Here is a 25,730-nt window from a genome sequence, read left to right as displayed (position 1 = left end):
TGTCGATCAGCGCACGTGCTGCGCTTGCCTAACTCTGCTCCGGCCGTCACAGTCACGCCCATGACACGTGATGAGTTCAACACATTCTGCGCCAGCCTCTCTGCCACGACCCATGTTGTCCAATGGGGCAATGCGGACGTGTGGAAAGTGGGTGGCAAAGTGTTTGCAATCTGCGGCTGGAACGATGGGAAGGATGCTTTCACCTTCAAGGCCACCGATCTGGCCTTTGAGGTTTTGGGTGACGAGCCGGGAATCCGCCCAGCGCCCTATCTGGCGTCCCGCGGTATGAAATGGCTGCAGGTCTATGACGAACGCGGGATGAGCGATGCCTCACTACGCGACCACATCGTGACGTCCTATGAGATGGTCGTGGCCAAGCTGACCAAGAAGGTACGAGCCGAGTTGGGCATTTAGCTTTTCATCGCCTGCAGTAACTCGAGCAGCCCTTTCCGGTCATCATCATTGGCGTAATCGCCGGTGGCCAGACGTTCGGCAATGCGCAAACGCAGCCGTTCCTGCTGAGTGCGTACCTCTTCGCCGGCAGTTTCCGCCAGCGTCTTCATGATCACTGCCACGGCCTGCTGACGTTTGGTTGTCGGATTGGCGATATAGTCGACAAGGCTCTGCTGACCGGAATCGAGGATGTTTTCGGCCAGATCACGCAACTGCTCGCCGTTGGGCAGCAGCGGGGCGGGGGCGTCTTCGGGCGGCAGGATTTCCGGCACGCTGCGCGGGGTCTCGGCCAGCGCATTCGCACCGTCGACAAAGGCTTCGGTGATCATCCGGGTGATCCTGATCGCGCGCGGGTCCTTGAACAGGGCCGAGGCTATGGCCACGCCGTAATCTGTATAAACCCACGGATTGACCCGCCGCCCACCGCGGCCTTTGGGTCTTGAGATCACATTCCGTGATTGCAAATCGGTAACCTCGGCATCGGTTAGCTGAAAGCGGTAACCCTCGAACAGTTCCTTGTTGCGTGACACGGCCTGATTGAAGGCGCTGACGGACTTCCCATAAAACTGCGCCAGATCCTCGGCCAGCACCACGCGGACACCGCGCACCCTGTGGATGGCGCTCTGGACTTCATGCGTGCTGGGCAGGTTCTTGGCGTTTGGCATTGTAACCGTTTGGAATCACAGACTGTGATTTCAAACGTGGAGCAGCGCGCGCTAGGCTGCAAGTTTGAAGTGTGATCGAAGAGGTTGGCGAGCGTCGAAAATCCCGACTAAATCTATCAACTATATGTTTTTATTGGCTTTTTTATTGACATTGGGTTGGCGGTTCTTATATCCAATCCATAACGAATTCACAGGTACCAAGCTGCAGCAAGCCATCGTAAGCCACAGCACGCAAAAGCCAGCCTCGCGCCAGCAACAGCAAGCAAAAGCCAACGACAGTCAGCCCAAAGCGAGCCATCGCCCGCCAGAGCCAGGCACCCAGCTGAATTCGTTTGATTTTCCGATTATTTGAACGTGGCGATTTCAAAGAGTCGGTTCAGGACAAATGCGCTCCGGCACACTCGCGAAAGATGCGAACATGAGGTGCGGCGCCGTCCAAGGAAAATTCGGTCAGACTATCCTGCGTAAAAGCATAAGCGGTCTGATTGTACTCCAAGCCATTCAGAACATTGCCGAAACCCGTATCTGTAACCGTAAGCGACGCGGCGTTGGCGGACAACACATGGCGCGGCGTGGCGATTTCGACGGGGTTCGGGCCGTCAAACCGCATGGCGAACCACGGGGTCTGCGTCCAAGCTTCGGTCTTGCGGGAAACGGTTAGCGTGTAAAGTGGCTGAGCGGGGTCGTAGGTCAGGAAGATCTCTGCGGTCTCAGTGTCATGCGAAAGGGTGCAGACAGAACCGACCGTTGCCTCCCAGGCAGTGGCCGATGTGGCCAGGATCAGAGATAACAGAACGCCGCGCATGATCGGTTACTTAGCTGCCAATGGGGCTTGGGCAAGCGTTGTTATCTGCCTCATCTATTCAGGCTGGTGTAGCACGAAACAGCGTCAACGAAAGCGTTGACGGATTTCCCTGAGAGCCGCGGCAATTCCTCGGCCAGCACCACGCGGGTGCCACGCACCCTGTGAGTGACGCTTTGGATTTCATGGGTTCGGAGCAAGGGGGTTGGGTTCGTCATGGCAACCGTTTGGAATCACAACTTGTGATTTCAAACGTGGAGCAGAGAGCAGCTGGGCTGCAAGAGTGGTGTGTGGGTCTTTAGGCCTCACACCGATAATTCAAACAAATGACAATAAGGTGCTACGGACCATGACAGCGCAAATCTAACGAGTTGGAATCGATGAATGGATATCCTTTGCAGTGAACGAACCAAGAAATGCAATGACTTCGTCTAGGAGTGCGGCACTCTCAATTCGCTGCCCCTCAATTTCAAAGCGTAGGCCATTCGAAATGTCATTGAATGAGTTTTCATTTTCAATTGGTCCGCCTCGCCCGCGAAGCTCTTGCTTCGCAAAAGGTATCCGAATTCTGGCCAGCCTCTTCTTCAATTCTTTAATTTCTGTTTGCTTTTCCTCTGAGAAGCAATTTGCATGCTGATCCATTGTTCTTAAAACTTCATAAGCGCCTAAAACCCATAGCCAGAACAAATCATAGTATTCGTACAAATCGACGTCTTGAATTTCTTCCGGCCAGTTTTGACTTAACTCGGAAAGCCTTTGTCTCACTCTTCGGAGAGCATTTGCTTGCGTCAACGTATTGAATGAAAATCCTATCAGCGCATTCTGCTGAGCGAGATCACTCATAGTTGTCATTCACCTCTTCCTTCTCTTCACATTCCCACCCCGCTGCCCCGGCCGTCCAGCAGTTGAACGTCCACGCGATTTCACTGCATCCTCCGAGGCTTTCTCGACCGCCCATTGGCGCGCCATGGGGTCGTCGGCGACGGCCAGATCGACCGCTTCCAGACGTTTGATCTCATCCCGGATATTAGCGGCTTCTTCGAATTCCAGGTTCTCGGCGGCTTTGCGCATCTGATCGCGCAGCCCGTCCAGATGGGCCTCGAGGTTGGCACCGTGCATCGGTTTGTCGATGGTGGCGGTGACGCGATTCATGTCGACGTCGCCTTCGTAGAGACCGGCCAGAACGTCCTCGACATTCTTCTTCACCGTCTCAGGTGTGATGCCGTGTTCCTCGTTATAGGCGATCTGTCTGGAGCGGCGGCGATTGGTTTCGTTCAGGGCGCGCTCCATCGAGCCGGTGATTTTGTCGGCATACATGATCACCCGGCCATCGGCGTTTCGCGCGGCGCGACCGATGGTCTGGATCAGCGAGGTTTCTGATCGCAGGAAGCCCTCTTTATCCGCGTCAAGAATAGCGACCAGCCCGCATTCGGGGATGTCGAGCCCTTCGCGCAGCAGGTTGATGCCGACCAGCACATCGAAGGCCCCCAGACGCAGATCGCGCAGGATTTCGATGCGTTCCAACGTGTCGATGTCCGAGTGCATGTAGCGGACCTTGATGCCCTGTTCGTGCAGGTATTCGGTCAGATCTTCGGCCATGCGTTTGGTCAGCGTCGTGACCAGCGTGCGATATCCATCGGCTGCGACCTTGCGCACCTCGTCCAGCAGGTCGTCCACCTGCATGGATACGGGGCGGATTTCGACTTCGGGGTCCAATAGGCCGGTGGGGCGGATCACCTGTTCGGTGAAGACGCCGCCGGTCTGTTCGATCTCCCACTTCGCGGGCGTGGCCGAGACAAATACCGATTGCGGGCGCATGGCGTCCCATTCCTCGAACTTCAGGGGGCGGTTGTCCATGCAGGACGGCAGGCGGAACCCGTGTTCGGCCAGCGTGAACTTGCGCCGATAGTCGCCTCGGTACATGCCGCCGATCTGTGGCACGCTGACGTGGGATTCATCGGCAAAGACGATGGCGTTGTCGGGGATGAATTCGAACAGGGTCGGGGGCGGCTCGCCCGGTGCGCGGCCGGTCAGATAGCGTGAGTAGTTCTCGATCCCGTTACAGACGCCGGTGGCCTCGAGCATTTCCAGATCGAAGTTGGTGCGCTGTTCCAGACGCTGAGCTTCCAGCAGTTTGCCTTCGCCGACCAGTTGGTCAAGCCGGATGCGCAGTTCCTTTTTTATGCCGATGATCGCCTGATGCATTGTGGGTTTCGGCGTTACGTAGTGCGAATTTGCATAGACGCGCACCTGTTCCATCGTGGCTGCGCGCTCACCGGTCAGCGGGTCAAATTCGGTGATCTGTTCCAACTCCTCACCGAAGAACGAGAATTTCCATGCCCGATCCTCAAGGTGCGCGGGCCAGATCTCCAGTGAATCGCCGCGCACCCGGAACGAGCCGCGCTGGAACGCCTGATCGTTGCGGCGGTATTGTTGGGCCACCAGATCGGCCATTACCTGCCGCTGATCGTATTCGTTGCCGACCTTCAGGTCCTGCGTCATCGCGCCATAAGTTTCGACCGACCCGATACCGTAAATGCAGGACACCGAAGCGACGATGATCACGTCATCTCGCTCCAACAGCGCACGCGTGGCCGAGTGGCGCATCCGGTCGATCTGTTCGTTGATCTGCGATTCTTTCTCAATATAGGTGTCCGACCGCGCCACATAGGCTTCGGGCTGGTAATAGTCGTAGTAGGACACGAAGTATTCGACCGAGTTTTCAGGGAAGAACCCTTTGAACTCACCATAAAGCTGCGCCGCCAGCGTCTTGTTCGGCGCGAGGATGATCGCAGGGCGCTGCGTTTCCTCGATCACCTTGGCCATGGTGAAGGTTTTCCCCGTGCCGGTCGCACCCAACAGAACCTGATCACGCTCGCCATCGTTCACACCACCGGCCAGTTCCGTGATCGCTGTTGGTTGGTCGCCTGCGGGCGCGAATTCGGTATGCATGACGAACTGCTTGCCGCCCTCAAGTTTCAGGCGGGCGCGGACGTCTTCGGCGGTCAGTTGGGTCTTGTCGGAATGGGTGTATGGCATGGGCAGGCTCCGGATCAGGCCCTTACATTTGTTCTTATTTTGTCCAGCTGCAAGGCCTGATCCGGTCTGAAAACTCAGTTTCAATAATAGGCAAACTGCATGTGGGGGATTTCATCTGCCTGTGCCTTGTCTGCAAGAGCTTTCAGGTTGCCGTCCAGAACACGGCCCATCATGGCCTTCAAAATCGTTTGCCCCATCAGCCAGCCTACGAGGCCGTACTTCATCTGGAAGTCCATGCTCCAGATCACGCGCGAGCGGCTGTTGGCCTGCGGCTTGATGGTGATTGCTGCATGCGCTTCGGTCAGTGGCATGGCCGACATCTCGGACAGGCGCACGCGATAGCCCTTGTTGACTTGCCAATCTGTAACTTCCTCGACCAGCGAGGTTCCGTTTTCAAAGTGGCAGCGCCGTTTTGATCCAACGCCGATTTCGCCGGTGGTCAATGCATCGACCGAGGTGACCTGAGGCGCGAATTCGTCGATCTGCATGAACCGGCTGAGGATGGCCCAAACGGCTTCGGGCCGCGCGTCGATTTCCAAGGTTCTTTCGTGGTGGATCATGGTGGTGTCCTCTTGATGGGGTGTCACCGTTTATAAAGGACCCTGATGACAGTTTCTGGCATTAGGTGCGTGATCTGCCGCGACAATTGCCACCTTGTCCCGGCCTGCGCTCTGACGCATAAACATACTCAGCCAAGTGAGTACGGAGAGGCGACATGCGCGCACGGATTTACCAGCCTGCAAGGAATGCGATGACTTCGGGGATGGCCAAGACCCGCAAGTGGGTTCTGGAATACGCACCCGCATCGGCGCGTGAGGTTGATCCGCTGATGGGCTGGACGTCTTCGTCGGATACGCAGACCCAGGTGCGCCTGAAGTTCGACACCAAGGAAGAGGCGCTGGATTACGCCAAGGACAACGGTATCGACGCGCAGGTCAGCGAGCCGCACAAGCGCAAACCTAATCTGCGCGCGCGCGGCTATGGCGAGAATTTTGCCACCGATCGGCGCGCGCCCTGGACCCACTGAATGATCGAAATCCGTGAGGCCGACCCGACCGCGGATGAATTATGTCCGGTGGTCGAGGCGCATTTTTCCCATAGCGAAACGGCGGGACCTGCGGAAAGCAATCACACCATGGATGCCGATGCACTGGCCGGGGACGGGATTCGGTTCTGGGCCATGTATGAAGGTGGGCAACCCATTGGGTGCGGGGCGTTGAAGGCTTTGCCCGATGGCACGGCCGAGGTGAAGTCCGTTCATATTCTGTCTGGGGCCCGAGGGCGCGGGCTGGCGCAGGTGATGATGAATCACCTGACGGATGTCGCACGCGCCGAAGGGGTTTCAGCCCTGGTTCTGGAAACGGGGGCCGCGCATCTGACCGAATACGCCGCCGCCCGCAAACTCTATGAGCGTCTGGGCTATTCCTATTGCGGTCCCATTTTCGGCTATGAATCTGATCCGAACAGCGCCTTCATGCGCTTGGCTCTTGAACCCCGGGAATAAAAACCGCAAGAAGGGCACAGCGGTCCCGTAGCTCAACTGGATAGAGCAGCTGACTTCTAATCAGCAGGTTGAGGGTTCGAGTCCTTCCGGGATCGCCATGATCTAAAAAATTCACGCATTCCTTAGCTTTTGTTTGGGCAAAGGCCCATATCAGGTGCGCAGATGCGCGTTTGAAATCCCGAGGTAGTCGGGGCGATGACTCGCTAATTTTCCATCTTGGTGAAATAATTCTTGCAACCGGTTGCAAAGCGAAACATTCTGCGCGGCAGAGAATGGATTCGGAGAAGCCGTATGCTCAAGATTGGACTACTGGGGGCCGGACGTATCGGTCGCGTGCATGCGCGGGCCATTTCAGAGCACTCCAAAAGCCAACTGGCTGCGGTTTCGGATGCCGTTTCAGAGGCTGCGGAAAGCCTGGCAGGTGAATATCAGGCCGAAACGCGCAGTTCCGAAGACATTATAGCCGATTCCTCGATTGATGCGGTTCTGATCGCCACACCCACGGACACACATTCTGACCTAATCGAGGCCGCGACTCGGGCCGGAAAGGCGGTGCTGTGCGAGAAGCCTGTCGATCTGGACCTTGAACGGGCCATCGCTTGTCAGCAGATCGCATCGGACACGGGCCAGCCGGTCATGGTCGGGTTCAATCGCCGGTTCGACCCGAACTTTGCAGCGATGAAAGCATCCTTTGATGCCAATGAGATCGGCAAGGCCGAGCTGCTCTCGATCACGTCGTTTGACCCCGCGCCGCCTTCTGTCAGCTACGTCAAGGTCTCGGGCGGGTTGTTCAGGGATATGATGATCCATGACTTTGATATGGCGAACTATCTCTTGGGGCAGTTACCCATAGCGGTTTCGGCTGTTGGGACCTCGGTTATCGACCCTGAGATTGGCCAAGCTGGAGACGTCGATACGGCCGTTGTTACAATGACTTATTCGGATGGGCGGATCGCAGTCATCAAGAACTCTCGACGGGCAGTTTATGGATATGATCAGCGCGTTGAACTGTTGGGGTCAGAGGGATTGCTTCAGGCGCAAAACATTCTGGAAAACTCGGTCGTTAAGTCCACGGCCGATGGTGTCGTTGGCGCCAAGCCGACCTACTTCTTCCTGGAGCGCTACATGAATGCCTATCGGGCGGAATGGAGCGCATTCGTTGACGCCGTCGAGGCCGGTTCAGACATGCCGGTCACTCTGGAGGACGGCGTCGCAGCGCTGGCGATGGCCGAGGCTGCGACCCGCTCAGCGCAATCCGGAAGACCGGTCCTTTTGGATGAAGTTTTGAAACCGGTTGCAAAATGATCGGATATCCGGAAACTGAAGATAGCCCCGGTCAACTTGGGGCAGAGGAGATTCGGCCAGTGCCGAATGACTGGGGCTGAAGCCCAGACAATACGATTGACAGTTCTATTGGGAGGAATGGAAATGAAAACGTTCGTAAAAGGGGTTCTGATGGCCAGCGCCGTCGCAATCGCCGGTGCCACTGGCGCTGCAGCGGAGGGCGAGAAGTATATTTTGATCAGTCATGCCCCGGACAGCGACAGTTGGTGGAACACCATCAAAAACGGCATCGCATTGGCGGGCGACCAAATGGGCGTTGAGGTCGAGTACCGCAACCCGCCCACCGGTGACCTTGCCGACATGGCCCGGATCATTGATCAGGCTGCAGCTTCAGGGCCAAACGGCATCATCACAACGTTAGCCGACCCGGACATTCTGGAAGGCCCGATCAAGGCGGCCGTGGATTCTGGTATCGACGTCATCATCATGAACACTGGCACACCCGAAAAGGCGCGTGAAGTTGGTGCGCTGATGTATGTGGGACAGCCGGAATATGACGCCGGTTTTGCCGCAGGTCAGCGCGCGAAGGATGACGGCATCGGGTCATTTTTGTGCGTGAACCACTACATCGTGCAGCCATCCAGTCAGGAGCGCTGCCAGGGCTTTGCCGATGGTCTGGGTGTTGAGCTCGGTGAACAGATGATCGACGCAGGTCAGGACCCGGCCGAGATCAAGAACCGTGTTCTGGCCTACCTGTCAGCCAACCCTGAAACAGACGCTGTTCTGACGCTTGGCCCGACCTCGGCCGACCCGACCATTCTGGCGCTGGAAGAAAACGGCATGGCCGGTGACATCTACTTTGGCACCTTCGACCTGGGTGGTGAAATCGTCAAAGGCATCAAAAGCGGCGTGATCCAGTGGGGCATCGACCAGCAGCCCTTCCTGCAGGCCTACCTGCCGGTCGTCGTGATGACCAACTACCACCGTTATGGCGTTCTGCCGGGCAACAACATCAACTCGGGCCCCGGTTTTGTGACCGCAGACGGGTTGGAAAAGATCGAAGAATTCGCGGGCGAATACCGCTGATCTTCATAACGGTGCGGACGCCGGACATGTGTCCGCACCCCCTGATTTAAGCATTCAGAATGACGCGCGAAGGAGGCAACAATGGCTGAGTCAGCGCAAACCGCAAGTGGCGGTGACGAGCGGATCAAAGAGATCTCACCCCTGCGCCGAGCCCTTATCCGCCCGGAACTGGGTGGCATGGTCGGAACGGTGGCAGTATTCACGTTTTTCCTGCTGTTTGCCTTTGACAGTGGCATGTTCACCGCTCAGGGCGTGATGAACTGGTCCGTAGTTTCTGCGCAGTTCATGATCATTGCCGTTGGTGCCTGTTTGCTGATGATCGCGGGTGAATTTGATTTGTCCGTTGGTTCGATGATCGGCTTTGCAGGCATGATGATCGCAATCTTTTCGGTCACGCTCAGTTGGCCGGTCTGGATGGCTATCATTGTGACGTTTGCGCTTTGTGTCTCGATCGGGGCGGTCAACGGCTTTATCGTCGTGCGCACTGGCCTGCCCAGCTTTATCGTAACGCTGGCCTTCCTGTTCATCCTGCGCGGCTTTACGATCTACCTGCCTCAGACCATTGAGCGGAAAACAATTATTGGCGGCATCCGTGACGTGGCCGAGGGCGACTGGCTGGCATCGGTATTCGGCGGCAAAGTCGGGCAGGGCTTTTTCGTCTGGCTCGGCGACAACGGCCTGATCGAAACCTTCGAACGCGGCACGCGCGAGGGCCAGCCAGTGGTTGACGGCATTCCCATGCTGCTGATCTGGGCTCTGGGGATCATTATCTTTGGCCACGTGTTGCTGACAAAAACCAAGTTTGGCAACTGGATTTTTGCCTCGGGCGGTGACGCTGAGGCGGCCCGAAACTCGGGTGTACCGGTGAACAGGGTCAAGATTCTGATGTTCATGTTCACTGCCTTCTGCGCAACGGTTTTCGCCACCTGTCAGGTAATGGAATTCGGCTCTGCCGGTGCGGATCGCGGTTTGCTGAAGGAATTTGAGGCCATCATCGCTGTGGTGATCGGTGGCGCGCTGTTGACCGGCGGTTACGGCTCGGTTCTGGGCGCGGCCCTTGGGGCGCTGATCTTTGGCGTGGTGCAGCAGGGGCTGTTCTTTGCGGGCGTCGAAAGCTCTCTGTTCCGGGTGTTCCTGGGTGTGATCCTGCTGGGCGCCGTAATCCTGAACACCTACATCCGTCGCATCATCACAGGAGAACGCTGAGATGACCGAAGATTCCAAGTTCCATCACGGCGATGTTCAGGATCGCGAACCCATAATCCGAATGATCGATATCCAGAAACACTTTGGCTCAGTGATCGCTTTGGCCGGGGTCAGCTTTGATCTGAAGCCTGGTGAATGTCACTGTCTGCTGGGCGACAATGGTGCGGGTAAATCGACCTTTATCAAGACTATGTCAGGGGTGCATAAGCCGACTTCGGGTGAGATCATCTTCGAAGATAAACCCATGCATTTCGAGGATCCGCGCGATGCCATCGAAGCCGGCATCGCGACGGTGCACCAGCATCTGGCGATGATCCCGCTGATGAGTGTCAGCCGGAACTTCTTTATGGGCAACGAACCCACGCGCAAAGTCGCCGGTATCAATTTCTTCGACAAGAAACTGGCCGACGAAATCACCATGGAAGAGATGCGCAAGATGGGCATCAACTTGCGTGGGCCGGATCAGGCTGTGGGTACTCTGTCCGGCGGGGAACGCCAGACAGTCGCGATTGCCCGTGCGGTGCATTTCGGCGCCAAAATCCTGATCCTGGACGAGCCGACTTCGGCGCTGGGTGTACGCCAGACATCGAACGTGCTGGCGACCATCGACAAGGTACGCAGTCAGGGTGTGGGCGTGGTTTTCATCAGCCACAACGTACGCCACGCTTTGGCTGTCGGCGATCGCTTTACCGTGTTGAACCGGGGTCAAACTCTGGGCACTGCAAAACGCGGCGAAATCTCGCCCGAGGAACTGCAGGACCTGATGGCAGGTGGTCAGGAACTGGCCGAGCTGGAAGGATCATTGGGCGGCACGGTCTGACGCGATCCCGCGCGGACCTGACATATTCGAGAAACTGGAATTCAACCGACTGGCCGGGGTGGCCGTAAGTTGAAAGGGATCACAATGGGCAAGACAATCAGACTGACCGCAGCGCAAGCTCTGGTCCGCTATCTGGGCGCGCAGATGAATGAGGCCGGAGAGCCCTTTATCGCAGGTGTCTGGGCTATTTTTGGGCACGGGAACGTGGCTGGATTGGGTGAGGCGTTGCATGCCGTCAAGGACACCCTCCCAACGTATCGCGGCCACAATGAACAGACGATGGCGCATTGTGCTATCGCCTATGCCAAGCAAATGCGACGTTCGCGTGCCATGGCTGTGACCTCGTCCATTGGGCCGGGTGCGACCAATATGGTGACGGCGGCCGCGCTGGCGCATGTGAACCGGTTGCCGGTTCTGATCATTCCCGGCGATGTTTTCGCGACGCGTGGCCCCGATCCTGTGCTGCAACAAATAGAGACCTTTGGCGATGGAACGGTCAGTGCCAATGATTGCTTCAAGCCCGTCAGTCGTTACTTCGATCGTATTTCACGGCCCGAACACCTGCTGACCGCGTTGCCGCGCGCATTCCGTACCATGACAGACCCGGCTGATTGTGGACCGGCGACTTTGGCCTTCTGTCAGGACGTACAGGCCGAGGCCTTTGATTACCCCGAAAGCTTCTTTGAGCCGCGCGTCTGGTACCAACGTCGCATCCGCCCGGATGAGGGCGAACTGGCGCGCGCTGTCGCGGCCATCAAGGCGGCAAAGCGCCCGGTTATCGTGGCCGGGGGTGGAGTGCACTACTCTGGCGCAACTGATGCATTGCAGAGTTTCGTGGAAACCCACAACATCCCCATTACCGAGACACAGGCCGGAAAGTCCGCGCTGGCGTGGGATCACCCGCTGAACCTTGGACCCGTGGGCGTGACCGGCGGTGAACCAGCAAACTCGGTCTGTGCCAAGGCGGATCTGGTGCTGGCCGTCGGCTCGCGCCTGCAGGACTTCACCACGGGATCGTGGGGACTGTTTTCCAACCCCGAACGCGAAATGATCTGCCTGAACACGGCTGCCTACGACGCAGAAAAACACGGCGCGATGCCGCTGCAATCGGACGCGCGCATCGGGTTGGAAGAGCTGGGCGCGGCCTTGCAGGGATACCGTGCCGATCCTGTGGCGGATACACTGAAGGCTGAATGGTACGGCAAGGTCGACAAGCTGACTGACGCGCCCGGTGAAGGCAATGCCCTGCCGACCGATATGCAGGTGGTCGGAGCGGTCCAGCGCGCCTCAAATGACGATACGGTCGTCATGTGCGCCGCGGGGACTATGCCGGGTGAACTGCACAAGCTGTGGAAAGCCCCGCGTCCCGGTGCCTATCACATGGAGTACGGCTTTAGCTGTATGGGATATGAGATCGCCGGTGCGATGGGCATCAAGATGGCCCAGCCGGATCGCGACGTGATCTGCTTTACCGGCGACGGCACCTATATGATGGCGAATTCGGAAATGGCGACGGCGTCGATGATGGGTGTCTCGTTCACCGTGGTCATTACCGATAACCGTGGCTTTGGCTGCATCAACCGTCTTCAGATGGGCACTGGCGGGGCAGAGTTTAACAACCTGCTGGATCATGCCGTGCATGAGAACCCCTCTGCCATCGATTTCGCGGCCCACGCGGCGGCGATGGGCGCGACCTCGGTCAAGGTCAGCTCGATTGCTGAACTGGAAGGGGCGCTTGCCAAACGTGGCGATATCAAAGGGCCTTACGTGGTGGTCATCGACACCGATCCGTACCCCTCGACTGAATACGGCGGCACGTGGTGGGAAGTGGCGGTGCCCGAGGTCAGCATCCGCCCCGAAGTGAATGAAAAACGCGCAGCCTATGAGCTGGCGATCAAGGAAAGAAACACGAAATGAGCGTGAAAATCGGGATTTCTCCGATCGCCTGGCAGAATGATGACCTGCCGGACCTGACGGCCGCGTACACCATGGAGCAGGCGCTGAAAGAGGCGCGTGAGATCGGCTATGTCGGTGTCGAACGCGGCCAGCGGATGCCCAGCTACACCGAAGGGTTGCGCGCCTATCTGGAAGGCAATGACATCGCGCTGTGCGGTGGGTGGTGCTCGGGCGCGTCGCTGGTCAACGACTTCGCGACAGAACGCGAAGCGGTGCGCGAGCAGGTCGAGCAGTTTGTGGCCCTGAATAGCCCATGCATCGTCTATGCCGAGTGCTCGAACACCGTTCAGGGGCAAGCTGGTACCCCGGTCAACAACCGACCCAATCTGTCCAAAGACGAGGTCTTGGCCTATGCCACCAAGATCACTGAGCTAGCGAAATGGATGGGCGATCAGGGTATGACGATGGCCTACCACCATCACATGGGCACGATCATAGAAACCGAAGATGACGTGAACTGGTTGATGGAAGGATCGGGTCCCGAGGTGAAATTGTGCTTTGACACCGGCCACCTGCTGTTCGGCGGCGGCGATGTCATGGCGACCCTGAACCGCTGGGGTGACCGTGTGCATCACGTGCATTTCAAGGACATCCGCCCGACGATCGTGCAGGATGTGCGCGAAAATGACCGCAGTTTCCTGGACGCTGTTGTTGCCGGCGCGTTCACTGTACCGGGTGACGGGTGCATCGACTTTCAGGCTGTGGCGAACGCTTTGAAATCCATGGATTACGACGGCTGGATCGTCGTCGAGGCTGAGCAGGACCCGGCCAAGGCGCCGCCCTACGAGTATTCCAAGAAGGGCTACAAGCACATTCTCGACGTCTGCGCGCAAGCAGGATTGGAGGTCCAAGCGTAACAATCAGCCTTGCGGGCAACACCGAAGCCATGAAAAAAGGAGACAAATCATGGTAAATCAGGAACTGGGCTTTGTCGGTTACTTCGACCGGGAATCCTGTGATCTGGATGAATTCAAGGTGTTGACCTCGCAGAGCATGGCAGCCGCGGCGGTGCCCCATGCCGCCTCGATTGAGAAGAATGTCCCGATCTACGACATGCACGCTTTGCGACCAGTTCTGGAGGATGCAGACAAGCGCAAAGCTCTGATGGCCGAGTGGGGCCATGTTCTGGGTAAATCGGCCGGAGTTATCGCTCTGAAGGGAGCTTTCGCAGATACATCCGTAATCGACCGCGCCAGCGATGTTTTTCGTCAGATCATCGTAGAGGAACGTCAAAGCTGTGCGGGCGAAGGCGATCACTTCGCCGCCTCAGGTGCGAACGACCGGATCTGGAACGCCCTGCAAAAGCAGTGCCTGCGCGACCCGGAAGGTTTTGCGCTCTATTTTGGGAACATCGCAATTGCGGCCGCGTGTGAGGCGTGGCTGGGGCCAAATTATCAGGTCACCGCTCAGATCAATCAGGTGCGTCCGGGCGGTAAAGCGCAACAGGCGCACAGGGACTATCACCTTGGGTTTCAGAGCGCGGACAGAGCAGCGCTTTATCCCGCGCATACTCATCTGGTTACAGCATCGCTGACGCTGCAAGGCGCGGTTGCCCATTGCGACATGCCGGTGGAAAGCGGACCAACCAAGTTGTTGCCCTTTTCCCAATTGTATCCGCCAGGCTACCTGGCGTTTCATGATCAGGACCATCGGACCCATTTTGAGGAAAACTATGTTCAGTTGCCGCTGGACAAGGGGGATGCCGTTTTCTTCAACCCCGCGCTGTTCCACGCAGCGGGCGAAAACCGCAGTGCCGACATCGACCGGATGGCCAACCTGTTGCAAATCTCATCCGCTTTTGGACGTGCGATGGAAGCCATCGATTGGCGATCTATGTCCGAGGCGGTCTTCCCTTCGCTTGTCGCCTTGAAACAGCGGGGCGCGTTGGTCGGCTCTGAGTTGGATGCGGCCATTGCTGCTACGGCAGAGGGATACCCCTTCCCGACAAATCTGGATACGGACCCTCCGGTCGGCGGCAATGCCCCGGAAAGCCAGGCCGATATTCTGCGTCGTGCTGTTTCTGAAGGTTGGACCGAAGCGCAATTGGCCGAGACCTTCTCGGCGCTGCAATCAAGGCAAGCTGCCTGAGGTAAAACGGGCGGGCGTACCAGCCCGCCCCAGACGGAGAAAAGAGATGGCGGATCTGCTAAAAAAGCCTTTTGGTGCGCGTGGAAAAGTGCACGACATCACTCCGGCCAGCGCCGGATGGCGGTATGTAGGGTTTGGGCTTTACCACCTCAAAGCAGGCGATACGGCATCCGAGGCTACAGGCGACCGTGAGGTCATTCTGGTCATGGTTGAGGGCAAGGCTCACATCGCCGGTGCTGAGCGCGACTGGGGTGTTTTGGGTGATCGGATGGACGTGTTCGAGAAAACACCGCCGCATTGCCTGTATCTGCCGAACGGAACGGAATGGACGGCCACAGCGGAAACGGACTGCGTAATCGCGGTGTGTTCAGCCCCAGGCAAAGGGGGGCACGCGGCTCGCCGGATCGGGCCAGAGGGCATCACCCTGACCGAACGGGGAAAGGGTGTGAACACGCGCTACATCAACAATATCGCGATGGAGGCCGAGGACTATGCCGACAGTTTGCTCGTGACCGAAGTCTTTACGCCGAACGGTCACTGGTCGTCCTACCCAAGCCACCGCCATGACGAGGACGACTATCCCCGGATCACCTATCTGGAAGAGACCTATTACCACCGTCTGAACCCGGCCAACGGTTTTGGCATTCAGCGGGTCTATACCGATGATGGTCAACTGGATGAAACCATGGCTGTCTCGGACGGGGATGTAGTGACCGTCCCGCGCGGGCATCACCCCTGCGGTGCGCCTTACGGGTTCGAAATGTACTACCTAAACGTGATGGCAGGTCCGCTGCGCAAATGGCGGTTTGTCGCGGCCCCCGAGGTCGAATGGATCATGGAGCGAGACGGGTAATCCAAACCGACCCCGCCCAAGGGCTTTATCCCTGCGGCGGGGCACCAAAAGCGCGGATTACAACGCGGGCTGCGGCCTCAACCGGGTCATGGGTTTCTTTCAGGATCGTCACGCGATCGAAACGTTCGGGGTCTCGGTTGACTGCCTCGCGAAGAGCGTTGCCGAATGCCATCCGCAACTCGGTTCCAATGTTGAACTTGCAGATCGACGTTTCGCGCGCCAACCGGCTGCGTTGTTCTACTGGCACACCCGACCCGCCGTGAATGACCAGCGGTACATCGGTCGCAGCGTCGATTTCCGCAATCCGAGCCTCGTCCAGCCCGCCTTCTTTGTTTTGCTGCAGGTGGACGTTGCCAACCGAGATCGCCATTGCGTCCACGCCGCTTTCGCGGGCGAACTTCGCGGCCTCGGCGGGATCTGTGCCGTTCGACCCTTCACCGCCGGAATAACCTACGAACCCGATCTCGCCCTCGCAGGAAATACCAGCCGCATGCGCCATCTCTGCAATGGCGGCGGTTTCGTCGATGTTCTGCTGCAGCGGCTTGCGCGAGCCGTCGAACATCAGTGACGTGAACCCGCTGTCCAACGCGATCTTGCAGTCCTCGAACGTATAGCCATGGTCCAGATGCGCCACGACCGGGACCGAGGCGTTCTCGGCCAGGTGGCGGAACATCTTACCCAGAATGGGAAGCGGAGTATGCTCACGGCAGCTTGGACCCGCCTGCAGGATCACCGGCGCGTTCTCCGCCTCCGCAGCGGCCACATAGGCGCGCATGTCTTCCCAGCCAAGGGTGACAAGGCCACCCACTGCATAACCGTGCTCATATGCAGGTGTCAGGACGTCTTTCAGTGTGACTAGGGTCATTTGAACTTGGCAATCATGTCTTTGATGCCCGGAATGGTCTCGACCTGATAGGCATGGGTGGGTTGGAAAAACTGAACCAGAGAGCGCTGTGTCAGGCCGCCGAGGATAGTGAAGTAATACATCTCGTACCCAGGCAGCACACAGCAGGGGTGGTAGCCCTTGTCGATGCAGATCGTTGAGCCGTCGACGATGTGATAGGCGTCGCCCGGCTCGTTGTCCTCGCGCTGCAACATTTGCAGGCCCGAGCCCCAGTTGGGTTTGAAACGGAAGTTATATGTCTCGTCGTGCCGCGTCTCTTCCGGCAGGCGGTTGGTGTCGTGTTTATGGCTAGGGAAACCAGACCAGCCCCCCTGACCTACGGTGAACAGCTCACTGACCAGCAGGCGGCCAACCTTGTCGTGCTGTTTCTGGCCGAGGATGTGCTTGATCTTGCGATGCGTTTTGGTGTCGTCGCTGCCGTATTGAACCAAGTCATGTTCGCGCACGTCGAAGGGGTCTAGCACCTTGTCGTACTTAGCTCCCGCGATAAAAACTTCCGTTTCGTCCGACACGCAGACCAGCCGAACTTTAGCGCCGACGGGCACATAAACGCCTTCTGGATCGCCATCCCAGACGTCTTCGCCCCGCTTGCCCAGCTTGGCAAACCGAACGCCTTCGACGTCAACGTCGACGCTGCCGGTGGCAGGAACGATGCAGGTCTCATAACCCGGCACCTGATACTCGAACGCCTCGCCGTTTTTCAGTTTGACGATGTTGAAATAGTTCAGCGGCACCGTGGAATCGTCTGCATCAACGATGGGTTTGTTCTGATTTTCATAGGGCGCGATATGCATGGGTGTTTCCTATGTCGTGGGGCCGGGGTGAGAGGCGAGAAACGCGTCCAGCTCCGGCGTTGTTGGCATTGCCGGGGCGCACCCGGGTTTTGATACGACGATTGAAGCGCAGGCCGAGCCGCGCATGACCGCCTCCTTAAGCTCGCTGCCGGCAGCGATTGACGCCAACAGGCCAGCCATAAAGCTATCGCCGGCACCATTGGGTTTGACGGCGGTAACCGGATAGATGCCGGTTTCGATTTCCTGTCCGTCCACCAACGTGACAGCGCCCTTTTCGCCCATTTTGTAGATCACGATACGACCCGGTTTTGCGGCCAGTTCCTTTGCCTTGTCCAAGCCCTTTTCGATGCCTCCGGCCATGAACCCGAACTCTTCGTCATTGCCGACGATAAGGTCGCTGGCCTCGCCTGCGCGCGATAGAACCTCAGCGGCGACCTCGGGGGATGGCCAGCTGTACGGGCGGTAGTCAATGTCGAATATGACTGGCAATCCCGTCTTGCGGGCGTTGTCGAACGCGCGAAACGTGGCGCTGCGCGAAGGTTCCGAGGCGAACACCGTTCCGGCAGAGATCACCGCCGAGAACTTGTCATAGTCAACCTTGTCCATATCATCCTCAGTCACCTGAAAGTCGACCGCACCGTTGCGGTAGATGACGTTCTGGAAATTTTCGATCCGGCTTTCGTAGACGGCCAGTGACATGCGGTATTCACCACCGACGACCCGGATATAGGAGGTGTCGACGCCGTAATGTGCCAGCTTGTTCAAGCAGAACCTGCCTACGGCATCATCTGAGATCGAAGTGATCAGCGACGCCTGGCTGCCCAGTTTGACCAGCCCGGCGCAGATATTCGCAGACGATCCGCCCAGATCGGCGTGGAACGTGTCGGCGTCTTCGCTTTTGACGCCAACGGGGTCTGCGTACAGGTCCATGCCTGCACGGCCAAAGACCGCAAACCGGTTTCCTTTGATACCATCTATCAAAGCGCTCACGTCGTTACCTCCGGCAAAAAGGGGCTGGCAAGGATCGTTGGTCCTTGCGTTGAATCGATTCACACGATACTGATTTTGCAACCGGTTGCAAATACATTGTTCGGAGCCGTGATAGATGCCTGAAATCGGAATTGGAATCGTTGGTGGCGGCTATATGGGTAAGGCTCATTCGGTCGCGATGTCTGCTGTCGGCGCGGTGTTCAACACCGCGCTTCGACCGCGTCTTGAGATGATTTGCGCGTCCAGCCCGGAAAGCGCCGAGCGGTATCGCGCGGCTTATGGTTTCCGACGCGCGACCGAGGATTGGCGCGCGCTGGTCAATGACCCGGCAGTCGAGGCCGTGGTGATCGCTTCGCCACAAACCACGCATCGCCAGATTGCTGAAGCGGCGTTTGCACTAGGCAAGCCGGTTCTGTGTGAAAAGCCGCTTGGTTCGTCGCTGGAGGACGGTCAGGCCATGGTTGCAGCAGCCGAGGCAGCCGGTGTCACGAACATGGTCGGTTTCAACTACGTCCGTACCCCGGCGACCCAGTTCGCGCGCCAGCTGATTTCGCAGGGAGAGCTGGGGGACATAACCTGGTTCCGCGGCGAGCATACCGAGGATTTCTATGCCGACCCCGAGGCTCCGGCCACATGGCGCACAACCGGAATGGCCAACGGTACGATCGGCGACCTGGCCCCGCATATGGTCAACGGCGCGATGGCGCTGATTGGGCCGATTGTCGAGGTCATGGCCGAGGTGGAAACCGTTCATCATGAGCGTCCCGGCGGCCCGGTGACCAATGATGACCACGCCCAGATCATGTGCCGTTTTGCCAACGGCGCGATGGGCAATATTTATGTCAGTCGTATATCGACGGGCCGAAAGATGGGTTATGCCTATGAAATATCAGGCGCCAAAGGTGCCATCCGGTTCGATCAGGAAGATCAGAATGCTCTGTGGCTTTATCGACGCGAAGGGCCTGAGGCGGAAAGAGGCTTTACCAAGATTCTGACGGGTCCAGCCCATCCGGATTATGAGCCGTTCTGCCAGGGGCCCGGACATGGAACCGGATATCAGGACCAGATTATCATCGAGGCCAAGGACTTCCTTGAAGCAATCCATTCGGGGCAGGCAATTTGGCCTACATTCCGCGACGGGCATGAGGTCAACTGCGTACTAGCTGCGGCTTTGAAGTCGTCAGAGCAACGCCAGTGGCAACAAGTCAGCGGGCTCTGAACACTGAAAAACGAATACACCTAAGAGAGACGAGAACCATGGCAAAGTTGAAATGGGGAATGATTGGTGGTGGCGAAGGCAGCCAGATCGGGCCAGCGCACCGTTTGGGCGCATTGGCAGACGGGATGTTCGAATTCGCTGCCGGCGCGCTGGATCATCGGCCCGATGTCGGTCGTGAATATGCCCAAAGGCTGGGTGTCTCGGCAGACCGCGCCTATGGCAACTGGCAAGAGATGCTGGCTGGCGAAAAAGACCGCGCGGATCGGATTGATCTGGTGACGATTGCCACGCCGAACTCGACCCATTTCGAGATCGCCAAGGCCTTCCTTGAGGCGGGGTTCAACGTCCTGTGCGAAAAACCCATGACCATGACAGTGGAAGAGGGCGAAGAAATCGTGCGCGTGGCCGAAACCTCGGGCAAGATTTGCGCGGTGAACTACTGCTATTCCGCTTATCCGATGGTCCGCCAAGCCCGTGCAATGGTGCGTGCAGGGGAAATCGGGAAGGTCCGCCTGATTGTGACCAATTTCAGCCACGGCCACCACGGCGACGCCACTGATGCGGACAATCCGCGCGTCCGCTGGCGCTATGATCCGGCGATGGCGGGTGTATCTGGACAGTTCGCCGATTGCGGTATTCACGCGCTGCACATGGCCAGTTTCATCAGTGATGACGAGGTGAAGTCCCTGTCCGCCGATATGGCTTCAACCATCTCAAGTCGCGAACTGGAAGACGACGCGATGATCAACTTCCGCACCGAAGGCGGCGCGGTTGGCCGGTTGTGGACCTCTTCGGTGGCCATCGGGCGACAGCATGGGTTTGACATTCAGGTTTTCGGTGAAACCGGTGGTATTCGCTGGGCTTCCGAGCAGCCCAATCAACTGATTTACACACCGGTTGGCGGACGCACTCAGATCATCGAAAAAGGCGAAAGTGGTCTTCACGACGAGGTACAGCGCTTGTCCCGTGTCGCCATCGCGCATCCCGAAGGATTCCCGCTGGCGGTTGCAAACATCTATTGCGATCTGGCCGACGCGATTCTGGGAGAGATGCGAGACGGTCTTCCCACGCCTTCCGATGGGGTCCGTTCGATTGCGGCGGTCTATGCCGCGGTCGCCTCGTCCAAGGCCGAAGGTGCCTGGACGGACGCGCGCCCACCGATGTTCCGTTGATCAGGGGCGGGGCCGCAGTGTGCCCCGCTCGATCACACGACAGGGAAAGATCCGCGCCTCGGGGTAACGCTGCGGGTCTTTCAGCATCTCTTCGACCAGATCGACCGAAGACGTGATGATCTGCTTGATCGGCTGGTGGATTGTGGTCAGGTCAATGTTTTCCCAGCGCGACATTTCCATATCGTTCAGGCCGATAATACCGATGTCCTTGCCGGGTTTCAGACCATGATCGGACAAGGCAGACAGCGCGCCGATGGACAGAATATCGTCACCGCAGAAATACCCTTCGGCCGGACTACCCTCTAAAAGGTTCAACATTTCGTCCCGCCCGGCCTCGAAGGAATAGGCTCCGGCGAATGAATGCGAGACCTCCAACCCTGGGTGTTTGTCCACCTCTTCCATGAAGCCGCGATATCGGTCCATGGCCGAGGTCGCATCCTTTGGTCCGCCCAGATACCCAATACGGCGGTATCCTCGTGACAGGAGTTCCCGAGCCGCCATGCGACCGCATTCAATGTTATCGATTCCAACGACATGCACCTCGGGCGATGTGGCCGAGCGTCCGAACGTGTGCACGACGGGAACGCCAGCGTCGTGGAACGCTTTGGCAAAACTGGGGGGCAGGGTTGACGATGCAACGATCGCCGCATCGACCGAGTATTGCCGCAGCATCCGAACCGAATTGGCCGGCTCCGTTTCATCCGTCAGGTTTACGATCAGGGGGCGCAGACCCCGCTCCTGCAAGGCGCGGGTGAACTGGTCGAACACCTCAAGAAAGATTGGGTTGTGAAAGTTGTTTGAGATCAGCCCGATCAGCTTGGTGCGCCCTGTGGTCAACGATGACGCCAGAGCGTTGGGGCTGTACCCCAGTTCTTGCGCGGCCTTTTCCACCTTGCTGCGTGTCTTGGCTGACACGGACGCACCTTCGGTGAAAGTTCTGGAAACGGCAGACCGCGATACACCGGCCAATGCGGCGACGTCCTTTAAGGTGACACTCATGATTGGCACCCACGGTTCGGGGTATGACTGATACGTGATTTCATGGTGAAAACACTATGCATTATTGCATCAGACTTGCAATCGGTTGCAAAGTGGCATCCCGCGCAATGCGAGGTCCTGCGATATCTCTGAGGAGAATGGTGGGTGATGAGAGACTCGAACTCCCGACATCTTCGGTGTAAACGAAGCGCTCTACCAACTGAGCTAATCACCCGTGACGGTGCATGTAGCCAAGCCTGCGCCTGGGCGCAAGAGGGTCTGACACAAATTCTTTGTTAGAAATTGATTTCATCGCCGAACCCAGTTTGACCGGCGGTGCGGGCTTTCAGCACTGCCGATGTTTGCAAAGTCGCTTGCGTGTCACCTGTCGCCTCAGATATCCCCAAACAAACTGAAACTTTCCAGTCGGGAGTCGAAAGATCCTGCCCCACGCGCGCCGATTATTGATCGTGGTCCTGGTCCTGGGCGTATTGACGCTGGCTCCGCTTCGCGCGGGGGCCGAGGGGATATTGGTGTTTGCTGCTGCCAGCCTGAAAAATGCATTGGACGAGGTTGCAGCCAATTTCGAACAAGAGACAGGCAACGAAGTGACCGTGTCATATGCGGCTTCGTCCGTCTTGGCGCGACAGATTCAGTTGGGCGCGCCTGCGGACCTGTTCATCTCGGCTAATGAAGACTGGATGGATGTTCTGGAAGAACAGGACCTTATTGACACGGATACCCGTGTGAACCTTCTGGGCAATGGGCTGGTTCTCATCGGCGGCGCTGATCGTTCGGATCTCGGCGAGATGAGCCCCGAGGTCGATCTGAGCTCGGCGCTGGACGGAGGGTATCTGGCCATGGCTCTGGTCGACGCTGTGCCGGCAGGGATTTACGGAAAGGCGGCGCTGGAAAGCCTGGGGCTTTGGAAAGGCGTGCAGAGTCAGATCGCGCAGACCGACAACGTTCGAGCAGCGCTGGCGCTGGTCGCGGCAGGGGCCGCGCCGTTGGGGATCGTCTACCGGTCCGATGCGCAGGTCGAGGGCAGGGTGCGTGTTGTTGCGGATTTCCCATCCGACTTGCACCCTCCCATTATCTATCCCGTGGCCGTGACGAAGGCGGGCGATCAGGACGCGCAGGTTTTTCTGACACATCTGCAGTCTGAGACCGCCCAGGCCGTTTTTGAAAAGCAGGGTTTTGCCCTGCCGAACAGGTAACTGCATGGGCTGGCTGGGACCTGCAGAGTTGGAGGCGCTGAAGCTGTCGCTGCGCGTGTCGTTTTGGGCCACCCTGGTGACATTGCCATTCGGTGTGTTTGTTGCCTATGCGCTGGCGCGCTGGCGGTTTCCGGGGCGGCAGGTGTTGAACGGTTTGGTGCATCTGCCATTAATCCTGCCGCCGGTGGTGACCGGTTATCTGCTACTTCTGACCTTCGGAATTCAGGGGCCGCTGGGCAAACTGCTGGCCGAATTCGGAATCGTCGTCGCATTCCGCTGGACCGGGGCGGCGCTAGCTGCCGGGATTATGGCTTTCCCGCTTATGGTGCGGGCTATCCGTCTGTCGATTGAGGCTGTCGACCCCAAGCTCGAGCAGGCAGGGGCGACGCTTGGTGCCTCACGTCCGCTTGTGTTCGCCACGGTCACGTTGCCCATGATCCTGCCTGGCGTCATCGCTGGTGCGATCCTTGCCTTTGCCAAGGCGATGGGAGAGTTCGGTGCCACAATCACATTTGTCTCAAACATACCTGGTCAGACCCAGACGTTGCCGTCTGCCGTCTACGCGTTCCTGCAGGTGCCGGGGGGCGAAGCAGCGGCGACTCGGTTGGTAGTGATCTCGATCGTGATCGCCATGGGGGCACTGTTGCTATCGGAATTTGTCGGGCGGCGCGTAGCGGCGCGGGTGGCCGGATCATGAGCCTGTCCGTGCACCTTCAGCATGATCTGCCCGACATCAAGCTGGACCTCAGCTTTGACGCCCCGCCAGGCGTAACGGTTCTGTTCGGGCGATCAGGATCGGGTAAAACGACCGTCGTCAACGCGGTTGCGGGTCTGCTGAGACCAAAAGCCGGGCGGGTGGCAGTAGATGGATGGGACCTGTTCGACACGGATCGGGGCCTCTGGTTGCCGCCACACAAAAGGCGGTTGGGCTATATCTTCCAGGAAGGCCGTCTGTTTCCGCATCTGACCGTTCGCCAGAACCTGTTCTATGGGCGATGGTTTGCGCCAAGGGGTGCTCGGCGTGAAAACCCGGACAAAGTGATCGAAATGCTGGGAATCGGGCACCTTCTGGATCGCCGTCCTGCGGGATTGTCTGGTGGCGAAAAACAACGCGTAGCCATTGGTCGCGCCCTTTTGGCCAGCCCGCGTCTGATCTTGGCGGATGAACCGCTGGCGGCTTTGGACGACGCGCGAAAGGCTGAGATTTTACCCTATTTCGAGCGATTGCGGGATGAAATCTCGGTCCCGATTCTGTACGTCACCCATTCGGCAGCCGAGGTCGCGCGACTAGCCACGTCGGTCGTGGCGTTGCAGGACGGCAAAGCGCTAAGGCACGGTCCGGCGTCGGAGGTTCTGGCGGACCCGTCGGTCGCACCGGCCGGTGTTCGGGCGGTCGGTGCTGTGCTTCAGGTTCGGGTCGCAAAGCATCATTCGGACGGGCTGACAGAACTGGATGCGGGTGGCGCGCAGCTGTTTCTGCCGCGCATTCCGCATGAGGTTGCTGAAGAGTTGCGCATCCGTATTCCGGCCCAGGAGGTCATCCTGTCCAGCAAACGCCCCGAGGGGCTATCCGCTCTGAACGTTTTGTCGGGCACCGTTGACACAATCCGTGCGGGTGAAGGGCCGGGGGCAATTGTGTCGGTGAAAACGCCTGCTGGCAGCGTTCTGGCGCGCGTCACCCGGCGTTCGGTCGCCTCACTGGGATTGGCCCCCGGTAAACCGTGCTTTGCGGTGATCAAAACGGTTGCGTTGGCGCCTCAGGACGTTGGTGGGCACTTGGGCGGACATTAAGTCAGCGCGCGCGCCTCGAATTCACGCAGGATCAGGCGGGCGGCCCGTCCAAAGCTCATGCCGTCTGAGGCAGGAGTATCAGGGAAGATGGCGGCAAGCTCCTGCAATGCGTCTGATGACAGGGTGTATAGGGATTCTTCGCCCAGAAACAGGCTTTCGGCCAATGCTCCATCGGCCGTCAGTATCTCGTGATTGTCCAGCAGGATGTGAAAATACTCGACCGGATCGTCTGTGGTTTCAATTGCGATACCCGGCCATGAACAAAGATGCTTTGCCGCAACCAGAGCTTCGGGCGCGCCGAACAACAGTTCGACCTTCGGCCCACTGACCAGAATGCGGTGTTGCTGTGACACCAACAGATCTCGTTCCGGCTGCCCCGCGCCCAGACTACCCGCTTTGATCCGAACCGGGCGCATGGCTGGGTTGTCGCGTAATCGGTCTGGGGGCAGGGCGCTGCTTTCGATCCAACGGATCGGTTGCGGGCCATTGTCCTCGGTAAGCACATAGTCGCCAACCGAAAGGCTCTCGATCCGTCGCGCGCCTTCCTCTGTGTCGATCAAGGTACCTGCTGTAAAGCAGACTCCTTCGATCGTGATCGTAATATTCTGCTCACGTACGAACTCTACTGGCCCAAAAAAACCACTGTATTCGCCCGTCACCTGAACTGTGAATGTATCCTCGACGGTCTCGTTAAAATCGAGACTATCGAAGAAAGTTGGGTCGACCGTATAGGTCCATTCTCCGTTAGGCAGGATGCTGGCGGTTCCGAAAGCTGGTTGCGATGAGATATCCCATTCCTGCGAAAGAATGGTAACGTTGCTATCCAAAACCAGGTCGCCTGTCTCCTGGTTTGGCGGGTCGCCGGTGACATTGCCGGTTGTGTCGCCCGTGATGGTGATCGAAACCATT

Annotated in this window: 26 protein-coding genes and 2 tRNA genes; 17 read left to right on the top strand and 11 right to left on the bottom strand. The window is 58.2% G+C overall.

The genetic code is table 11. The features are described from left to right. Positions 1-60 precede the first annotated feature (60 nt). Positions 61-414 carry an MmcQ/YjbR family DNA-binding protein gene (locus tag MHN28_RS10480; protein WP_239338775.1) on the top strand — a complete coding sequence of 118 codons (354 nt, stop codon included), beginning with the start codon at positions 61-63 and terminating at the stop codon, positions 412-414. Here the strand turns inward: MHN28_RS10480 and MHN28_RS10475 are convergent. The 5 genes from MHN28_RS10475 to MHN28_RS10455 form a co-directional block, all read right to left on the bottom strand. Further along, entirely contained in the window at positions 411-1,118 is a 708-nt protein-coding gene (locus MHN28_RS10475) for an ORF6N domain-containing protein (protein ID WP_239338773.1), read from the bottom strand. The genes MHN28_RS10480 and MHN28_RS10475 overlap by 4 nt on opposite strands. 376 nt (positions 1,119-1,494) lie before the next feature. Then, positions 1,495-1,923 carry a hypothetical protein gene (locus tag MHN28_RS10470; RefSeq protein WP_239338771.1) on the bottom strand — a complete coding sequence of 143 codons (429 nt, stop codon included), beginning with the start codon at positions 1,921-1,923 and terminating at the stop codon, positions 1,495-1,497. 360 nt (positions 1,924-2,283) lie between these two features. Then, positions 2,284-2,772 carry a hypothetical protein gene (locus tag MHN28_RS10465; RefSeq protein ID WP_239338769.1) on the bottom strand — a complete coding sequence of 163 codons (489 nt, stop codon included), beginning with the start codon at positions 2,770-2,772 and terminating at the stop codon, positions 2,284-2,286. Next, the gene (uvrB, locus tag MHN28_RS10460) at positions 2,773-4,959 is read right to left on the bottom strand and encodes an excinuclease ABC subunit UvrB (RefSeq protein ID WP_239338767.1); all 2,187 of its coding nucleotides are present in this window, start codon (positions 4,957-4,959) and stop codon (positions 2,773-2,775) included. A gap of 80 nt (positions 4,960-5,039) precedes the next feature. Next, complete coding sequence (locus tag MHN28_RS10455; protein ID WP_239338765.1) at positions 5,040-5,519, bottom strand: SRPBCC family protein; 480 nt, start codon at positions 5,517-5,519, stop codon at positions 5,040-5,042. 155 nt (positions 5,520-5,674) lie between these two features. Between MHN28_RS10455 and MHN28_RS10450 the strand changes: the two genes are divergently transcribed. The 11 genes from MHN28_RS10450 (at position 5,675) to iolB (ending at position 15,756) form a co-directional block, all read left to right on the top strand. Then, positions 5,675-5,986, top strand: coding sequence for an ETC complex I subunit (locus MHN28_RS10450; RefSeq protein WP_239338763.1), 312 nt, complete (start codon positions 5,675-5,677; stop codon positions 5,984-5,986). Continuing rightward, positions 5,987-6,463 carry a GNAT family N-acetyltransferase gene (locus MHN28_RS10445; protein WP_239338760.1) on the top strand — a complete coding sequence of 159 codons (477 nt, stop codon included), beginning with the start codon at positions 5,987-5,989 and terminating at the stop codon, positions 6,461-6,463. Between the two features lie 21 nt (positions 6,464-6,484). Then, positions 6,485-6,561 (top strand) — tRNA-Arg (locus MHN28_RS10440). 193 nt (positions 6,562-6,754) lie between these two features. Next, positions 6,755-7,768, top strand: coding sequence for an inositol 2-dehydrogenase (gene iolG / locus MHN28_RS10435; protein ID WP_239338757.1), 1,014 nt, complete (start codon positions 6,755-6,757; stop codon positions 7,766-7,768). Positions 7,769-7,891: 123 nt separating this feature from the next. Beyond that, the gene (locus MHN28_RS10430; RefSeq protein WP_370645686.1) at positions 7,892-8,833 is read left to right on the top strand and encodes a sugar ABC transporter substrate-binding protein; all 942 of its coding nucleotides are present in this window, start codon (positions 7,892-7,894) and stop codon (positions 8,831-8,833) included. Positions 8,834-8,914: 81 nt separating this feature from the next. Continuing rightward, a complete protein-coding gene (locus tag MHN28_RS10425) occupies positions 8,915-10,039 on the top strand; it encodes an ABC transporter permease (protein ID WP_239338755.1) in 1,125 nt (374 codons plus the stop codon). A 1-nt stretch (position 10,040) separates the two neighbouring features. After that, a complete protein-coding gene (locus MHN28_RS10420) occupies positions 10,041-10,859 on the top strand; it encodes an ATP-binding cassette domain-containing protein (protein WP_239338753.1) in 819 nt (272 codons plus the stop codon). Between the two features lie 84 nt (positions 10,860-10,943). Continuing rightward, on the top strand, positions 10,944-12,776 hold the full coding sequence (gene iolD / locus MHN28_RS10415) for a 3D-(3,5/4)-trihydroxycyclohexane-1,2-dione acylhydrolase (decyclizing) (RefSeq protein WP_239338751.1): 1,833 nt from the start codon (positions 10,944-10,946) through the stop codon (positions 12,774-12,776). Further along, positions 12,773-13,672, top strand: a complete 900-nt coding sequence (iolE, locus tag MHN28_RS10410) for a myo-inosose-2 dehydratase (protein WP_239338749.1) — start codon at positions 12,773-12,775, stop codon at positions 13,670-13,672. Before iolD ends, iolE begins: the two co-directional genes overlap by 4 nt. A 49-nt stretch (positions 13,673-13,721) precedes the next feature. Further along, the gene (locus MHN28_RS10405) at positions 13,722-14,903 is read left to right on the top strand and encodes a phytanoyl-CoA dioxygenase family protein (RefSeq protein WP_239338747.1); all 1,182 of its coding nucleotides are present in this window, start codon (positions 13,722-13,724) and stop codon (positions 14,901-14,903) included. Positions 14,904-14,949: 46 nt separating this feature from the next. Then, positions 14,950-15,756 (top strand): 5-deoxy-glucuronate isomerase, encoded by an 807-nt coding sequence (gene iolB, locus MHN28_RS10400; RefSeq protein ID WP_239338745.1) that lies wholly within the window; start codon positions 14,950-14,952, stop codon positions 15,754-15,756. A 25-nt stretch (positions 15,757-15,781) separates the two neighbouring features. Here the strand turns inward: iolB and MHN28_RS10395 are convergent, their stop codons facing one another. From MHN28_RS10395 to iolC, 3 genes are read right to left on the bottom strand one after another with little or no spacing between them, the layout of a single operon-like run. After that, positions 15,782-16,621 carry a class II fructose-bisphosphate aldolase gene (locus MHN28_RS10395; RefSeq protein ID WP_239338743.1) on the bottom strand — a complete coding sequence of 280 codons (840 nt, stop codon included), beginning with the start codon at positions 16,619-16,621 and terminating at the stop codon, positions 15,782-15,784. Next, positions 16,618-17,454, bottom strand: a complete 837-nt coding sequence (locus MHN28_RS10390; protein WP_239338741.1) for a 5-deoxy-glucuronate isomerase — start codon at positions 17,452-17,454, stop codon at positions 16,618-16,620. Before MHN28_RS10390 ends, MHN28_RS10395 begins: the two co-directional genes overlap by 4 nt. A gap of 9 nt (positions 17,455-17,463) precedes the next feature. Beyond that, positions 17,464-18,444, bottom strand: coding sequence for a 5-dehydro-2-deoxygluconokinase (gene iolC / locus MHN28_RS10385; RefSeq protein ID WP_370645685.1), 981 nt, complete (start codon positions 18,442-18,444; stop codon positions 17,464-17,466). Positions 18,445-18,559: 115 nt separating this feature from the next. Between iolC and MHN28_RS10380 the strand changes: the two genes are divergently transcribed. Continuing rightward, positions 18,560-19,663, top strand: a complete 1,104-nt coding sequence (locus MHN28_RS10380) for a Gfo/Idh/MocA family protein (RefSeq protein ID WP_239338738.1) — start codon at positions 18,560-18,562, stop codon at positions 19,661-19,663. Between the two features lie 38 nt (positions 19,664-19,701). Beyond that, positions 19,702-20,835 carry a Gfo/Idh/MocA family protein gene (locus tag MHN28_RS10375; protein ID WP_239338736.1) on the top strand — a complete coding sequence of 378 codons (1,134 nt, stop codon included), beginning with the start codon at positions 19,702-19,704 and terminating at the stop codon, positions 20,833-20,835. Here MHN28_RS10375 and MHN28_RS10370 read toward each other — a convergent pair whose 3' ends face one another. Beyond that, positions 20,836-21,834 (bottom strand): LacI family DNA-binding transcriptional regulator, encoded by a 999-nt coding sequence (locus MHN28_RS10370; protein ID WP_239338734.1) that lies wholly within the window; start codon positions 21,832-21,834, stop codon positions 20,836-20,838. 138 nt (positions 21,835-21,972) lie between these two features. Continuing rightward, positions 21,973-22,048, bottom strand: a tRNA-Val gene (locus MHN28_RS10365). A gap of 235 nt (positions 22,049-22,283) precedes the next feature. On the opposite strand from MHN28_RS10365, the gene modA reads away from it, so the two are divergent. From modA to modC, 3 genes are read left to right on the top strand one after another with little or no spacing between them, the layout of a single operon-like run. Next, the gene (gene modA, locus MHN28_RS10360; protein WP_239338732.1) at positions 22,284-23,030 is read left to right on the top strand and encodes a molybdate ABC transporter substrate-binding protein; all 747 of its coding nucleotides are present in this window, start codon (positions 22,284-22,286) and stop codon (positions 23,028-23,030) included. A gap of 4 nt (positions 23,031-23,034) precedes the next feature. After that, complete coding sequence (modB, locus tag MHN28_RS10355) at positions 23,035-23,727, top strand: molybdate ABC transporter permease subunit (RefSeq protein WP_239338730.1); 693 nt, start codon at positions 23,035-23,037, stop codon at positions 23,725-23,727. Beyond that, positions 23,724-24,821, top strand: a complete 1,098-nt coding sequence (modC, locus tag MHN28_RS10350; protein WP_239338728.1) for a molybdenum ABC transporter ATP-binding protein — start codon at positions 23,724-23,726, stop codon at positions 24,819-24,821. The genes modB and modC overlap by 4 nt, the downstream gene beginning before the upstream one ends. On the opposite strand, the gene MHN28_RS10345 is transcribed toward modC, so the two are convergent. After that, positions 24,818-25,729 (bottom strand): Hint domain-containing protein, encoded by a 912-nt coding sequence (locus MHN28_RS10345; protein ID WP_239338726.1) that lies wholly within the window; start codon positions 25,727-25,729, stop codon positions 24,818-24,820. The two genes, modC and MHN28_RS10345, sit on opposite strands and share 4 nt — an antisense overlap. Between the last annotated feature and the right edge of the window lies 1 nt (position 25,730).

Source organism: Ruegeria sp. Ofav3-42, from assembly GCF_022347725.1.
Lineage (GTDB): Bacteria > Pseudomonadota > Alphaproteobacteria > Rhodobacterales > Rhodobacteraceae > Ruegeria.
This window is presented reverse-complemented; position numbering and strand designations above follow the sequence as displayed.